The organism is Gordonia terrae (assembly GCF_051789125.1).
Classification (GTDB): Bacteria; Actinomycetota; Actinomycetes; order Mycobacteriales; family Mycobacteriaceae; genus Gordonia; species Gordonia terrae_A.
The window spans coordinates 3,184,138-3,197,683 of record NZ_CP196526.1 but is presented as its reverse complement, the minus strand read 5'-3'; the positions used below and the strand labels follow the sequence as shown (position 1 = coordinate 3,197,683).

Sequence of the window (13,546 nt, the reverse complement as noted above, 5' to 3'; positions counted from 1 at the left end):
CGCGCGGACCGAATCGGTCGGCCGGGGCTCCCCGGGCCGGGTGGCGGGCTACCGCGTAACCTGCGGCGGGGGTGTCGGCCCGGAGTGGGTGCGCGCAGCGTCCGGGTCGGCCGCGGCGGCGAGGCCTTCCCCGGAGATGCTCGAGGGTGCGGTCGTGTTCGCCACCGGACGGCCGGGCCGCGGGCCCCGATACCGCTTGGTGTAGGCGATGCGGACGATCACCAGGACGACGATCACGCACATCAGCGCGACGAACCACGACCAGCTGCCGACGGCCGCGGTCGCCGGATCGGGGTAGGTGGCGTCGGCGCTGAAGTCGGACGGTTCGCCGGGCGCCGGCGTCCAGGTCACGGTCGATTCCCCGATCTGCTCACCGTTCGTCGCGGTCACCGGACCGCCGAAGGTGACCGTGAGCTGAACGTAATCTCGACCGGGGACGAGCTCGGACAGATCGGCGTCGCCGCGGAAGCGCACCACCTCACCGCTGCGCTTGGCGGTGAGGTCCATCGTGAGCGAGGTATCACCGTAGGCGTCGGCGACGATGTCGCCGAGCTGACCGAACTGCCCCGCGGTGAGGTCGGTGAACGTCGCGCGGGTGCCGACCCGGGTGGCCGGATCGTCCTCGTCGGCGTTCCCGTCCCCGGACCCCTCGTCGGTGTCCGAGGGGGCAGCCGGTTCGGACGCCGGAGCGCCGCTCGGGGCGGACGACTCGGCGGCCCCCGCCGGTTCGGGCGTGTCGCGGTAGTCGGTCACCGACACCTGCCCGACCATCGATTCGGGGAGGTCGAGCTGCGGGGCCCCGCGAGGATTGTCCGGGGTGGTGGCGACGATGACGCTCCCCGAATACCGGTCACCCACCGTCGTGGAGCGTTCGAGGCAGCCGGCCATCAGCGGCGACACGGCCACGAGCGCGACGGCCACCACGGACGGCAGCAGCCGCCGGACTCGACGGGATTCTGGCGCACCCTGTTGGGGATTCGACGATCGCACGGTGCTCATCGTGCCAGACCGGGTGCGGCCCGCGGGTCACCCACAGCCCGCGCCGCGTCCGGCGGCGACGGCCTGGCGGTACCGCGTCGGTCAGGAACGGCCGAACGGAAACCCGCGCCTGCGGGTCAGGGCCCCTCGTTTGAGAGCCAGGTGCGCGGCGATGTAACCGCTTGCGCCGGTGACCCCGCCGCCGGGGTGCGTCGACGCCCCGGCGAGCAGCAGGCCGTCCGCGCCGGGGATGCGGTGACCGGAGAGGTCCGGCGTGGGACGCCACATGAACATCTGGTCGATGGACATCTCGACATGCATGATGTTGCCGCCGATCAGACCGAGTTCGTCCGCCAGATCCTGCGGTGTCTGCACGTATCGATGGTCGATCGACGCCGCGAATCCCGGTGCGTACCTGTCGACCTCGTCGCAGACCGCCTGCGCGGCCCGGGCGCCGGCCGTGGACCAGTCACCCTCGGCCAACCGGTACGGATGCCACTGCGCCCAGAGATTGATCACGCTGCGTCCCGGCGGGGCCAGCGTCGGGTCGATGGCGGAGTAACTCATCGCCACCACGGCCGGGCGGGGTGGCAGCAGTCCCGCGGCCGCCGAGCCGTACGCGGTGGCGAGCTGCGCCCGGTCGGTGACCAGCAATCCGAGAGCCGAGTGCACGCCATGCGACGGCAGATCGGCCGGAAGCCCCTGGTAGTCGGGCAGCGATGTCGTCCCGAGCCGGACCGCCATCCCGATGCCGTTGCCGACGACGATGGTGCGTCGCCATGCATCGATGGTCCCGGCGTCGAAGCCGCCCGCCGCGAGCATGTCCAGCGTCGTGAGGATGTGACACGCGTGGATGACCGTGGCGGCGCAGCGCAGTTCACCGGACTCGGTCCGGACCTGCCAGTGATCGCCGCAGCGGGCCACCGACACCGCGGGGTCGGCGCAGGTGATGCGTCCACCGTCCTGCCCGATCCGACGGACGAGCGCCTCGGTCAACGCGCCACTGCCGCCGATCGCACGACCCGGCGGGATGCGGTGCATGAGTGCTGCGAAACCGATCATCGGAGCCGTGCCCGGGGCGCTCATCGGCGGCCCGGACTGAGCGCCGAACCAGGCGAGACCCGCCTTGAGTTGCTCGGAACGGAAGTACCCGTCGAGAAGGGTGTCGCCGGAGGACATCAGCTCGGCGGTCAGGTTCGCCACCCGCCCGGAGCGTCGTCCGAACATCCCGGTGCGCGCGGTGGACGCGGTGTGGCCGAGGCCGCCGAAGGCCCGGCCGAACCGGGCCATCGTGGCGGGCTGATAGAACGCGTCCATGACCGAGGACGCACGCGGTGTCCATGTCGCGACGAACCGCCGATAGGCCTCGGCATCCTCTGGGCCACAAGCATTCTCGATGGAGGCGCACGTTGCGTCGAGGTCGGTGCGGAAGACGATGGCCGGTGCGTCGGCGGTGGCGGGCACGAAGGCCCACGGATCGCAGTCGACGTAACGCAGGCCGTGGGCGCCCAGCTCCAGGTCGTCGATGACGGGGGAGTGCCTGATCATCAGGTGGGCAGAGGAGCCGCGATCGATCCGGTGACCCGGGAAGCGTTCGACGGTCGAGACCGCGCCGCCGGGGATCTCGTCCCGCTCGAGGACCTCTACCTCCTGTCCGGCCCGCGCCAGATATGCCGCGGCGATCAGGCCGTTGTGACCTGCGCCGATGACGATCGCGTCGCGTCGGGTGCCGTGCATGTCATGCCCCCGTTCGGGTGCGTGGGCCGGCTGCCGGCGGACGGAGGTCCAGCGGCAGTGGTCGGCCGAGGAAGGCGAAGGGGCGAGGGTCGCCGGAGAACGTGAAGTGACGCAGGACGTCGGAGAAACCCATGCGCCGGTACAGCGACCACGCGCGGTTGTCCTCCGCCGGGATCTCGGGTGTCGAGAGGAGCACGTGACGTTCGGGACGGTCGGCGAGCAACCGGGCGAGCAGCCACTGCCCGATGCCGCGACCCTGCGCCGACGGGTGCACGTGCAGCTCGGTGAGTTCGAAGTAGTCGCGCGCGATCGTCTCGATCAGCTCCGGGGGCCGCCCGGTCTGCCGCAGTCCGACGCGCAGCTGCTGGTTCCACCACTGTCCGGTCGCGCCGGTGTACCCGTAGGCGATGCCGAGGAGGATGTCGTCGGGGCCGACGCCGACCGGCGGTCCCACGCGGCGCCGGGCGACGGGCATCGTGCGTGCCTCCCGGGGTGACACGGTGCCCACCGCGCCGACCGCATGCCAGCCCGGCCTGGCTATGTGTTCGCGCCAGAGGCCGGCACGGTGGATCTCCGTGCCGCGCGGATAGTCCATGGCCGCCACGTAGATGTCGAGTGCGGGTTCGAGCCACACATGCGCATCCTGACCGTGCAGGCGCACCACGCGGATGGTCAACGGACGTCCGTCCTCTGCGTCGTCGTGGCCACGCCTGCTCCCACGCCCGTCATCGTCGAGCGCGCGACCTTCACCTCGAGGGGCATCGCTTCGTGGGCCACGTCCGGGAAATGTCCTCTCGATGATGCAGACTCTGCGGGGAATGGGGTCGTCGCTGGTCGTTGTTGTACATCTCGCCGGCGGATTCGGGCGTCGTGGGGTCCGCGAAGGCCCCGGGGGCGTCGAAGACTCCCATACGCCTTGAAGACAGACGCCAGCCTAGCTATATTGAACGTGTCGAACGGATGTTCGATGAATGTGCCTCCGCAAGCTGTTCGCGTTCATCCAGAGACACGGTCCGGCGGCGGACGAGGGAAGCGTCTGCCGCCGGACACACACATCGCAGAGGAGGTCGCCATGGCCAGGCATCGCAGCGCCACCGCTTCCGTCCCGTCGACACGGGTCGACCCGATGATGGTCGGTCGTGCTCGTGACCTCCTCGAGCGTGCCCACCTGCTCTTCGACAACGCCGACGGGGTCACCGACGACGCCGAGCGGTTCCGTCAGTTGTACCTCGTGGCGCTGCGCGCCTCCGGGGCGGCGCTGGCCGTTCACGAGCCGGTCGGTTCCGTCCGGCGCAAGACGTCCAACGCCTGGACCCGCATCGGCGTGGTCGCACCGGAGCTCGCGCCCATCGCGGCCCGCTTCGCCGCCCTGTCGCCCGTTCGGATGAAGATCGAGTCCGGGATCATCCGCACACTCGATCCCGACAGCGTCGCCGGGATGCGCATGCTCGTGCTGGACTTCCTGCGTCGGGTCGAAACCATGATCATCGCGTACGAACAGGGAAAGTTGGGTTCCGAGCTGCCGCAGATCGGGGCGACGGCGTGAATCCGGCCACACTTTTGCGACTTCTGGCACGGACCGGTGATTCCCACAGCGAGGAATGGTGGTCGCGGTCGGTTTCACCTCGTATCATGGGACGATATAGGCGCAGACGCCTTTCCGGTCGCGGGTGACCTTCGTCGGCGTCACGGATCAGTAGAAGGAGGGTCGGTGCCACTTTCGGAGCACGAGCAACGCATGCTCGAACAGATCGAGAGCGCTCTGTACGCGGAAGACCCCAAGTTTGCGTCCAGTGTCAAACGTCGACGCCTGGGTAGGTCGAGTGGTCGTCGTCGCTTGCAGGCGGCGGCGATCTTCGTCGTCGGACTGGTGATGCTCGTCGGCGGACTGATCGTCGACATCAGTATCGGCGGGTTCCCGATCGTCAGTCTGCTGGGCTTCCTCGTGATGTTCGGTGCCGGACTCTTCGCGCTGTGGGGAGGCGGCTCGTCCGACGCCACCACTTCGGCGCCCCGCGGAGGGAAGAAGCAGTCCGGGCCTGCAGGGTCCAAGCGCAAGTTGTCCGAACGTATGGAAGAGCGGTTCAACCGCCGGTTCGAACAAGAATGATCTCCTGACCACGACCACCCCGCGTCTATCGACGTCCGGCTGAGCGCCGACCGCCACAGACGTCAGCCACATACCGAAACAAGCCGCGCGCCGTGAGGTGCGCGGCTTTTTCGTGCGTCCACCTGCATCGACTGACCGATTTCATGTCGCACCCCACTGCGCCCCACCGGGGCTCCCCACTTCGCCCCACTCGAATGCCCCACTTCGCCCCACCCGGTGTTGTCCGAGGTCTCACACGGCTCATCGGTCACATCTGTATCGGTACCCGCGCCCTGTTGAGGTGGAGACGTCCCGATCGATCGGCGGACGACACGCGGCCGTCGGCGATCTTTTGCGCTCTTGAACTGCGAGTTTGCTGACAGGGGCGACGTAAGGGGGCTGTGGGGGTGGAAAGTGGTGGAAAGTGGGGTACTGTGGGCATCACTGGGTTTGGCGAGTCGGAGTATGACGGCGCAGATCCCGGAGGGCAGGAGGTGTCGATGTGTCCGTGCGATTCGTCGGCACCTACACGCCCAAGTTGGACGACAAGGGGCGGCTCACGTTGCCCGCCAAGTTCCGCGACGCACTTGCAGGAGGGGTAGTGGTCACCAAGGGCCAGGATCACAGCCTGTCGGTGTATCGAACCGAGGAGTTCGATGCGATCGCGGCGCGGATCGTCGAGGCGTCCCGTAACGATCCGGATCTGCGTGCGTTCCAGCGAACGTTCTTCGCCGGTTCGGAAGAGCAGCGACCCGATGGTCAGGGCAGGATCAGCCTGTCCGGTGATCACCGTGTCTACGCGGGACTGTCCAAAGAGTGTGTGGTGTTCGGCAGCTTCGATCACCTCGAGATCTGGGATTCGGCCGCTTGGGACGAGTACCAGACCCAGCACGAGGAGAACTTCTCGGCCGCCAACTCCGCCGCGCTGAACGCGGTGTTGTAGCCGAGAGAGGTGGAGACCAGCACGGGCGCGACGATGTCGATGCCCAGGTGCTCCGGGTGGCACGAGGCCCCGGCCCGGTCCGACCCTGGCGTACTTCCCCAACGCCAGGTGCGTGATCGGGTCGGGACCCCGCTCCATCCGGACGACGGTCTCACCTCGCCCCGGCTCGTGCCGACGAGCAGAACCCGCCGACAGCCGATTCCGCCGACACTCCGATAGGGGCCCTTCCGTGGACGAAGCAGGTGACGAACCGCGCCGCTCCGGAGAGTTCGGCCATGTTCCGGTCATGGGTACCCGCATCGTCGAGTTGCTCACGCCCACTCTGGATGTCGACGATCGGCGGGTCTTTCTCGACGCCACGCTCGGGGCCGGCGGACACACCGAACTCGTGCTCGACTCGTTCCCCGGCGTCCGGGTCGTCGGCATCGACCGCGACGCGTCCGCTCTCGACATCGCCCGACGCCGCCTCGCCCGGCACGCCGACCGTATCTCACTGCACCAGGCGACCTTTCACGAGATCGCCGACGTTCTGGCGGCGGCGGGGGAGCCGGCGATCGACGCCGCACTCTTCGACCTCGGGGTCTCGTCGATGCAGCTCGATCAGGCGGGTCGCGGATTCGCATATTCGGTGGACGCGCCGCTGGACATGCGCATGAATTCCGACGATCCGCTCACCGCCGCCGACGTCCTCAACACCTACTCGCACGGCGAATTGGCCCGTGTGCTCTCGGAATACGGCGAAGAGCGTTTCGCCGGTCGTATCGCCTCGGCAGTCCTGCGCGAGCGGGAGAAGGAGCCGTTCACGACGAGTGCTCGACTCGTGGAACTGCTCTACGACGCCATCCCGGCGGCTACCCGGCGCACCGGAGGCCATCCGGCCAAGCGGACTTTCCAGGCACTGCGCATCGAGGTCAACCACGAACTCGACGTCCTGCGCGAGGCGTTGCCCGCGGCCCTGTCCTCGCTCGTGGTCGGCGGGCGCGTGGTGGTCATGAGCTACCAGTCTCTGGAGGACCGAATCGTCAAGCGCGAGTTCGCGTCCCGCATCCTGTCCACCTCCCCACCCGGCCTGCCCGTCGAATTGCCGGGTCACGCACCGGAATTCCGGCTCGTCACGCGCGGGGCCGAGCGTCCCGACTCCGACGAGCTGGCCACCAACCCGCGATCTGCGCCCGTCCGCGTCCGCGCCATCGAACGAGTCGAGAAGAAGGGCTGAGCATGACCATCCTGCACGAGGCCAGCCCACGCGTCGACGACGACCGCGCCTCACGACGATCGCGCCGGACCCAGATCGAATCCGAACGCGCCACCCGCTCGCGCGCCGCCCAGCGTGCGCTCGACCGTCGACGCCGACGCACCGCTGCCGGACGCGTCGCGCCGCCGCGTCGTACCGGCGGCGGGTTGTCGATGACCGGCGTCTCCCTCCGAGAGCGGCTGCAGCACACTCCTTTCGTCGTGCCCGTCATCGCCTTGCTGGTCCTCGGTCTGGGCCTGAGTCTGTGGCTGTCCACCAAAGCCGCCCAGGATTCCTACAAGCTCGGCATCGAACGGACGCAGAACCAGTCGCTCATCGATCAGCGGGACGCCCTCAAACGAACATATGAAAGCGGCAACTCCGCGCCCGAATTGTCCGACAAGGCAGCGCGTCTCGGCATGATCCCGGCCCAGAACCCGGCTCGCATGATCGTCGACGACCCGCGCCGCCCACGCGTCGTCGGTACGCCCAGCCCGGCGTCGGGCCGCCCGATGGGGAGCCTCAACCCCGACACCCAGCCGGATCCCGCCGAGACCATCGATCCCAGCCAGGTCGACGATTCGATCGGACTCGGCGGACGGTCGGCGGGTGCGGAGGGGTCGGGAGGAACAACGTCCGAGTCCGCGACCGCACAGCCCACGACGCCGCAACCCACGACGCCGCAGCAGGTTCCGGGTGGCTCGACGCCTCCCGGGGCGACGCCGACGCCCGGGCAGACGACGCCCCCCGGCGCGAATCCCATTCCGTCCGCGACGAGTACGGTGCCCCCGGCGAATCCGGCGCCGTCCACACCGACGCCGGCTCCGAACGTGGTCCCGACCCCGTGATAGATGTATCCAGCGCGGATCGGTGTGCGCCGGATCTCCGGCACCATCTCCAACCCGCCGGGGCCAAATCCGGGCCCACCGCGTTGAGGCGGTGAACAATTGACGACCATGACACGTGCGACCTTCGAGCGGATCGGCCACGGGCCGTCTCGCCCGGAACGGCGCCGGGACGGCGGGCGGGGATCAGGCAGCGGTAAGCCGGCCGGCGGTCCGCGGCGCGGCGGAAAAAGCCGGTGGGGCAAGGACGCAGGGCCGCACAGCTTCGTGTTCCGCGCCCGGGCGGCGGGAGTGCTGGTACTGCTGGTGGTGTTGGCGGTGGCCGTCAAGATGATCGTCGTGCACACGGTGCAGGCCGGCTCCATCTCGGCCGAGGCGGCTCAACAGCGCGAGTACACCCAGGTGCTCACCGCGAAGCGAGGGGCGATCCTCGACCGCAACGGGCGTCCACTCGCCTACACCGACGAAGCGCGGTCGCTGACGTTCCTGCCCAAGGCGGTACGCAAGACCATCGAGGAAGAGCACCGCAAGAACCCCGCCCTCCCCGATGTCGAGACCAGGCTCAAAGACATCGCCAGGGGAGTCTCGGTGGCGCTCGGCGGGTCGATCAGCGAGCAGGATCTGCTCGCCAAGGTCACCGGTGAGGAGACCTTCGTCTACCTCGCCCGATCGGTGAGTCCCGACGTCGCGTCCCGGATCACCGAGGAGTTCCCGGAGGTCGGTGCCGACCCCCAGAGCATCCGTCTCTATCCGGGCGGATCGCTGGCCGCGAACGTCGTCGGTGACGTCAACTACGACGGCAACGGACTCATCGGGCTCGAGGCGTCGCTCGATTCCATCCTCTCGGGAACCGACGGGTCGCGGACCTACGATCGCGGCTCCGACGGCGCCATCATCCCCGGCAGCATGCGCAACGTGCATCCGGCGCTCAACGGCGCGACGGTCCGTCTCACGCTCGACTCCGACACCCAGTGGTTCGTCCAGAGCCAGGTGATGAAGGCCAAGCAGGCGTCGGGCGCGCAGGGCGCCTCGGCGGTGGTGCTCGACGCGAAGACCGGCGAGGTGCTCGCCATGGCCAACGACGGGACCTTCAACGCGTCGATCCCGCTGTCGGAACAACCCGACGCCGATCTCGGCAACCCCGCGGTCACGTCGCCGTTCGAGCCCGGTTCGGTCAACAAGCTCATCGCGGCCTCGGCCGCCATCGAATACGGCATCACGAGGCCGGACACGGTCCATCAGGTGCCGGGCAACATCCGGATGGCAGGTGTGACGGTGCGCGACGCCTGGCCGCACGGCGTCGAGCCGTACACGACCACCGGCATCTTCGGTAAGTCGTCGAACGTCGGGACGCTCATGCTCGCGCAGCGGATCGGCGAGGAACGGTTCGCCGACATGGTCAAGCGGTTCGGCCTCGGCCAGCGAACCGGCGTCGGGCTGCCGGCCGAGAGCGCGGGCGAGGTCCCCGCCCTCAGCCAGTGGTCCGGTGGTTCGTTTGCGAACCTGCCCATCGGACAGGGACTCTCGATGACGCTGCTGCAGATGACGGCGATGTACCAGGCGATCGCCAACGACGGGTTGCGCATCGCGCCGCGAATCCTCGCCTCCGAACAACGCGACGGGTCGGCGCCGGAGGACCGGGCGCGCCCGCAACCGGTCCGCGTCGTCAGCGAGTCGACCGCCCGCACGGTCCGGGACATGTTCCGGTCGGTGGTACAGAACGACCCGATGGGGGAGCAGATGGGTACCGGGACAACGGCAGCCGTGGACGGCTACCAGGTCTCCGGCAAGACCGGGACGGCCCAGCAGGTCGATCCGTCCTGTGGCTGCTACTCCAACTCGCGGTACAACATCACCTTCGCGGGCATCGCGCCGGCGGACAAACCGCGCTACGTCATCGGGATCATGCTCGACAACCCGCGGCGTAGTTCCGACGGCTCGGGCGGCCAGTCGGCCGGACCGCTGTTCTCGACCATCGCGTCGTGGATGCTGCAGCGATCCCAGGTGCCGCTCTCGCCGCCCGCGCCGAGACTGACACTCACCGCCCGGTAGGCCTGCCGGGGCCGGGGCGGGCCGTCGGACAGATCGGGCATCTCGCCCGTACCTCTTCGCGCAGCGTGCACCGTGTCCCGGGGGCCTACCCGGCGGTCGGTATCGTGAGTGCAATTCTGAGCCCCGACCCCCACCGGGCCCGCCCCGGCACCACCCCGGGAACCGGCGCCCGACACCGTTTCGCGACCATCACAGTCCTGAGCAGGCCCAGCGCCTGGACCGGACCCGACAGAACCGAGGAGGCGACTGCAGCATGGCGTCTCGTCGACGAACCTCCGCACGCGGCGACACACCCATCCGTCCGCAGGATGTGACCCCGACCCCGGTGGCGGTGTTGTCCACCGCAACCGGCGCCCGACTCGATCTGGTCGGCGGCGCCGCATCGGAGACGTCCGTGCGGGGCGTCACCCTGCGGGCGCAGGAGGTCCGCTCGGGCGACCTGTTCGCCGCACTGCCGGGATCGAGCACTCACGGCGCCCGCTTCGCCGACCAGGCCGTGGCCGCGGGGGCCTCGGCCATCCTGACCGACCCGGCCGGGCGCGCCGAGCTCGCCCGCGTGCTGCCGCCGGAGACCGCAGTGGCGGTCCTCGTCCATCCCACCCCGCGCAGCGTCCTGGGTAGCGTCAGTGCCCGCGTCTACGGCAACCCGTCGCAGCGCCTCAAGCTGATCGGCATCACCGGGACATCGGGCAAGACCACGACCTCCTACCTCGTCGAGGCGGCGCTGCTCGCCGCGGGCCACTCGGTGGGGCTGATCGGCACCGTCGAGACCCGTGTCAACGGTGTCGCCCAGCCGAGTTCGCTGACCACACCCGAGGCGCCCACCCTGCAGGCCCTGCTCGCCGCGATGCTGGAGGACGGCGTCGACACCGTCGTCATGGAGGTGTCCAGTCATGCGCTGGCCCTCGGCCGGGTCGACGGCGCGCATTTCGCGATCGGCGCGTTCACGAACCTGTCGCAGGACCATCTCGACTTCCACCAGACCATGCACGCCTACTTCGACGCGAAGGCGCAGCTGTTCGTGCCGTCGGCGCCCACCCACGCGGTGCGCGCCGTGGTGTGTGTCGACGACGACTGGGGTCGGCGCATGGCCGAACTCGCGCGTCGTCCGGGCGAAGCGGCGCACATGCAACCGGTCACGGTCTCCACGGGACCGACGCCTGCCCACTGGCACGCCGCCGACTCGGAGCTCGCTGCCGACGGCTCGTCGCGCACTCCGTTCACCGGGCCCGACGGCACATACGATCTGCTGGTCCCGTTCCCGGGGCGTTACAACGTGGCCAACGGTCTGCTCGCGGTCGCGGTGGCGCACGCCGCGGGGGTCGGGGTGTCCACCGCACTCGAGGCCATCGCGTCGGTGAGCGTGCCCGGGCGACTGCAACGCATCGACCGTGGACAGCCGTTCCTCGCCCTCGTCGACTACGCCCACAAACCCGGTGCGGTCGAGGCCGTCCTGGCGACCCTGCGAAAGCAGGCCGCCGGCCGGGTGGCGATCGTCATCGGGGCAGGCGGGGACCGCGACACCGGCAAACGTCCGCTCATGGGCGCGGCGGCAGCGCGCGGCGCCGAGCTCGTGATCGTCACCGACGACAACCCACGCACCGAGGACCCGGCCGCGATACGCGCCGAGGTGTCCGCCGGCGCGCGAGCGGTGGCCGCCGCCGACCGTCCGGCCGGAGCCGAGCCGGTCCGCGAGATCGACGACCGGGCCGCAGCGATCGAGGCCGCCGTCGCCTGGGCTCGGGAGGGTGACATCGTGCTCGTCGCGGGCAAGGGACACGAGGCAGGTCAGGAGATCGACGGCGTGAAGCATCCGTTCGACGATCGCGAGGTCGTCGCCCGTGCGCTCGAGGGTTCCGCTGTGCGCGAGGGTGATCGATGACCGCACCTGTGGTCACGGTCCTCCGCGGGGATGCGCCGGTGACGGTCGACGACGCGCGTGTGCTGATCCGACGACTCGCCGAACATGCGGGCGGGCGCCGGCCTGGAGTCCAGACCCCCGGGGGAGAGACCAGCGGCGACGACCGTCCACGCACGTGGGCGGTGATCGCCGAACTGGCGTCGCCGCCGAGCTTGGACGAGAACCAGCGCGTCGTCGAACACGATCTCGTCGGTCGTCTGGCGGTGCGGCTTGCCGTCGACAAGACTCTCTGTGTCGGGGACTCGCGGTCGGTCCGTGCGCTGCACCAGGGCGCGATCATGGAGGGTTCGTGGGGTGACGAGGCGCGCCTCGTCGAGTCGGTCGACGACGCGGCTCGCCTGGTCGACGCCGATCCCGACTGGCGTCCTGCCGCAGGCGACATCGTGCTGCTGGCGTCGGCGACCGCGGATCTGGACTCGGTGATCGCCGCATGGAGTGAGCGCTGCGGATGGCAGGTCGCCGACGCGGAGCCGGCGACCGCACCCGACGACGGCGAGGGGGAGCCGTGAGCGCGCAGGTGGCGGCGAAGGAGCCCGGTGAGCGACACGGGCGCACGACACAGGACAGGTTCGGGGACACAGACGTGGGCGGGTACAGAAGCGTGACAGACGACAGGGTCGGGTACGGAGTGGACACGAGGGCAGCACGGTGACACAGATCCTGCTCGCGGGTGCGATCGCGATCGCGGTGTCGATCCTGCTCACCCCGGTCCTCATCAAGGTGTTCTCCCGGCAGGGCTTCGGTCAGGAGATCCGGGTCGAGGGCCCGAAGAGTCATCAGACCAAGCGCGGCACACCGTCGATGGGCGGTGTCGCGATCCTGGCGGCGCTGTGGGCCGGGTACTTCGGCGCGCACCTGGTGGGACTGTTCACCGACTCGGGGAACGGACCCACTGCGTCGGGTCTGCTGGTCCTCGGGCTCGCGACCGCACTGGGCGTCGTCGGTTTCCTCGACGACATCATCAAGATCCGCAAGCACCGCAACCTCGGCCTGAACAAGACCGCCAAGTCGATCGGGCAGTTCGTCGCGGCGATCCTCTTCGGCATCCTGGTCCTGCAGTTCCGCAACGACTACGGCTACACCCCGGCGAGCACCAACCTCTCCTACGTGCGTGACATCGACGCGATCACTCTCGGCTCGGTGGTGTTCGTGGTGTTCTGCTGGCTCGTGGTGGCGGCCTGGTCGAACGCGGTGAACTTCACCGACGGGCTCGACGGGCTGGCCGCGGGATCGATGGCGATGGTCCTCGGCTCCTACGTCCTCGTCACGTTCTTCCAGTTCGTCAACGCCTGCGCGGGCGGCGCGAAGCCGCCCAGCGAGATCCCCACCGGGTGCTACCAGGTGCGTGACCCGCTCGACCTCGCGCTGATCGCGGTGGCCGGTGGCGGCGCGTGCCTGGGCTTCCTGTGGTGGAACGCGGCGCCGGCCAAGATCTTCATGGGCGACACCGGCTCGCTGGCGCTGGGGGGCATGCTCGCCGGACTGTCGATCACCACGCGTACCGAGTTGCTCGCCGTCGTGATCGGTGCGCTGTTCGTCGCCGAGATCATGTCGGTGGTCATCCAGATCGCCTTCTTCCGGACCACCGGGCGCCGCGTGTTCCGGATGGCTCCCTTCCACCACCACTTCGAACTCGGCGGGTGGGCCGAGACCACCGTGATCATCCGGTTCTGGCTGCTCACCGCCATCGCCTGCGCACTCGGACTGTCGCTGTTCTACGGCGAGTTCCTGACGACCAATGGCTGAG

Annotated in this window: 12 protein-coding genes; 9 read left to right on the top strand and 3 right to left on the bottom strand. The window is 69.3% G+C overall.

Annotated elements, in window-relative coordinates; genetic code table 11:
* Positions 1 to 48: 48 nt before the first annotated feature.
* The 3 genes from ACSUZC_RS14415 to ACSUZC_RS14405 all read right to left on the bottom strand — a co-directional run bounded on the left by ACSUZC_RS14415 (position 49) and on the right by ACSUZC_RS14405 (position 3,391).
* Positions 49 to 999 carry an LppM family (lipo)protein gene (locus ACSUZC_RS14415; RefSeq protein ID WP_439029213.1) on the bottom strand — a complete coding sequence of 317 codons (951 nt, stop codon included), beginning with the start codon at positions 997 to 999 and terminating at the stop codon, positions 49 to 51.
* A gap of 81 nt (positions 1,000 to 1,080) precedes the next feature.
* Entirely contained in the window at positions 1,081 to 2,715 is a 1,635-nt protein-coding gene (locus tag ACSUZC_RS14410; RefSeq protein WP_439029212.1) for a phytoene desaturase family protein, read from the bottom strand.
* A 1-nt stretch (position 2,716) separates the two neighbouring features.
* A complete protein-coding gene (locus ACSUZC_RS14405; RefSeq protein WP_439029211.1) occupies positions 2,717 to 3,391 on the bottom strand; it encodes a GNAT family N-acetyltransferase in 675 nt (224 codons plus the stop codon).
* Between the two features lie 396 nt (positions 3,392 to 3,787).
* Here ACSUZC_RS14405 and ACSUZC_RS14400 point away from each other — a divergent pair, with 396 nt between their 5' ends.
* From ACSUZC_RS14400 to mraY, 9 genes are all read left to right on the top strand, one after another.
* The gene (locus ACSUZC_RS14400) at positions 3,788 to 4,261 is read left to right on the top strand and encodes an SAV_6107 family HEPN domain-containing protein (protein ID WP_439029210.1); all 474 of its coding nucleotides are present in this window, start codon (positions 3,788 to 3,790) and stop codon (positions 4,259 to 4,261) included.
* Between the two features lie 165 nt (positions 4,262 to 4,426).
* Positions 4,427 to 4,825 (top strand): DUF3040 domain-containing protein, encoded by a 399-nt coding sequence (locus ACSUZC_RS14395; RefSeq protein ID WP_439029209.1) that lies wholly within the window; start codon positions 4,427 to 4,429, stop codon positions 4,823 to 4,825.
* A 481-nt stretch (positions 4,826 to 5,306) separates the two neighbouring features.
* Positions 5,307 to 5,747, top strand: coding sequence for a division/cell wall cluster transcriptional repressor MraZ (gene mraZ / locus ACSUZC_RS14390; protein WP_238423518.1), 441 nt, complete (start codon positions 5,307 to 5,309; stop codon positions 5,745 to 5,747).
* A 229-nt stretch (positions 5,748 to 5,976) separates the two neighbouring features.
* Positions 5,977 to 6,963 (top strand): 16S rRNA (cytosine(1402)-N(4))-methyltransferase RsmH, encoded by a 987-nt coding sequence (rsmH, locus tag ACSUZC_RS14385; protein ID WP_439029208.1) that lies wholly within the window; start codon positions 5,977 to 5,979, stop codon positions 6,961 to 6,963.
* 2 nt (positions 6,964 to 6,965) lie between these two features.
* The gene (locus tag ACSUZC_RS14380) at positions 6,966 to 7,829 is read left to right on the top strand and encodes a hypothetical protein (RefSeq protein WP_439029207.1); all 864 of its coding nucleotides are present in this window, start codon (positions 6,966 to 6,968) and stop codon (positions 7,827 to 7,829) included.
* Positions 7,830 to 7,937: 108 nt separating this feature from the next.
* Entirely contained in the window at positions 7,938 to 9,878 is a 1,941-nt protein-coding gene (locus ACSUZC_RS14375; protein WP_439029206.1) for a peptidoglycan D,D-transpeptidase FtsI family protein, read from the top strand.
* Between the two features lie 253 nt (positions 9,879 to 10,131).
* Positions 10,132 to 11,760: a UDP-N-acetylmuramoyl-L-alanyl-D-glutamate--2,6-diaminopimelate ligase gene (locus tag ACSUZC_RS14370; RefSeq protein WP_439029205.1), complete on the top strand. Its 1,629-nt coding sequence runs from the start codon at positions 10,132 to 10,134 to the stop codon at positions 11,758 to 11,760.
* Entirely contained in the window at positions 11,757 to 12,308 is a 552-nt protein-coding gene (locus ACSUZC_RS14365; RefSeq protein WP_439029204.1) for a UDP-N-acetylmuramoyl-tripeptide--D-alanyl-D-alanine ligase, read from the top strand. Before ACSUZC_RS14370 ends, ACSUZC_RS14365 begins: the two co-directional genes overlap by 4 nt.
* 139 nt (positions 12,309 to 12,447) lie before the next feature.
* The gene (gene mraY / locus ACSUZC_RS14360) at positions 12,448 to 13,545 is read left to right on the top strand and encodes a phospho-N-acetylmuramoyl-pentapeptide-transferase (RefSeq protein ID WP_439029203.1); all 1,098 of its coding nucleotides are present in this window, start codon (positions 12,448 to 12,450) and stop codon (positions 13,543 to 13,545) included.
* Position 13,546: the final 1 nt, after the last annotated feature.

Excerpts from the sequence above, each read along its gene's own strand:
- ACSUZC_RS14415 (WP_439029213.1), bottom strand. The coding sequence starts at position 999 with ATGAGCACCGTGCGATCGTCGAATCCCCAACAGGGTGCGCCAGAATCC.
- ACSUZC_RS14410 (WP_439029212.1), bottom strand. The coding sequence starts at position 2,715 with ATGCACGGCACCCGACGCGACGCGATCGTCATCGGCGCAGGTCACAAC.
- ACSUZC_RS14400 (WP_439029210.1), top strand. The coding sequence starts at position 3,788 with ATGGCCAGGCATCGCAGCGCCACCGCTTCCGTCCCGTCGACACGGGTC.
- ACSUZC_RS14380 (WP_439029207.1), top strand. The coding sequence starts at position 6,966 with ATGACCATCCTGCACGAGGCCAGCCCACGCGTCGACGACGACCGCGCC.
- ACSUZC_RS14375 (WP_439029206.1), top strand. The coding sequence starts at position 7,938 with ATGACACGTGCGACCTTCGAGCGGATCGGCCACGGGCCGTCTCGCCCG.
- ACSUZC_RS14370 (WP_439029205.1), top strand. The coding sequence starts at position 10,132 with ATGGCGTCTCGTCGACGAACCTCCGCACGCGGCGACACACCCATCCGT.
- ACSUZC_RS14365 (WP_439029204.1), top strand. The coding sequence starts at position 11,757 with ATGACCGCACCTGTGGTCACGGTCCTCCGCGGGGATGCGCCGGTGACG.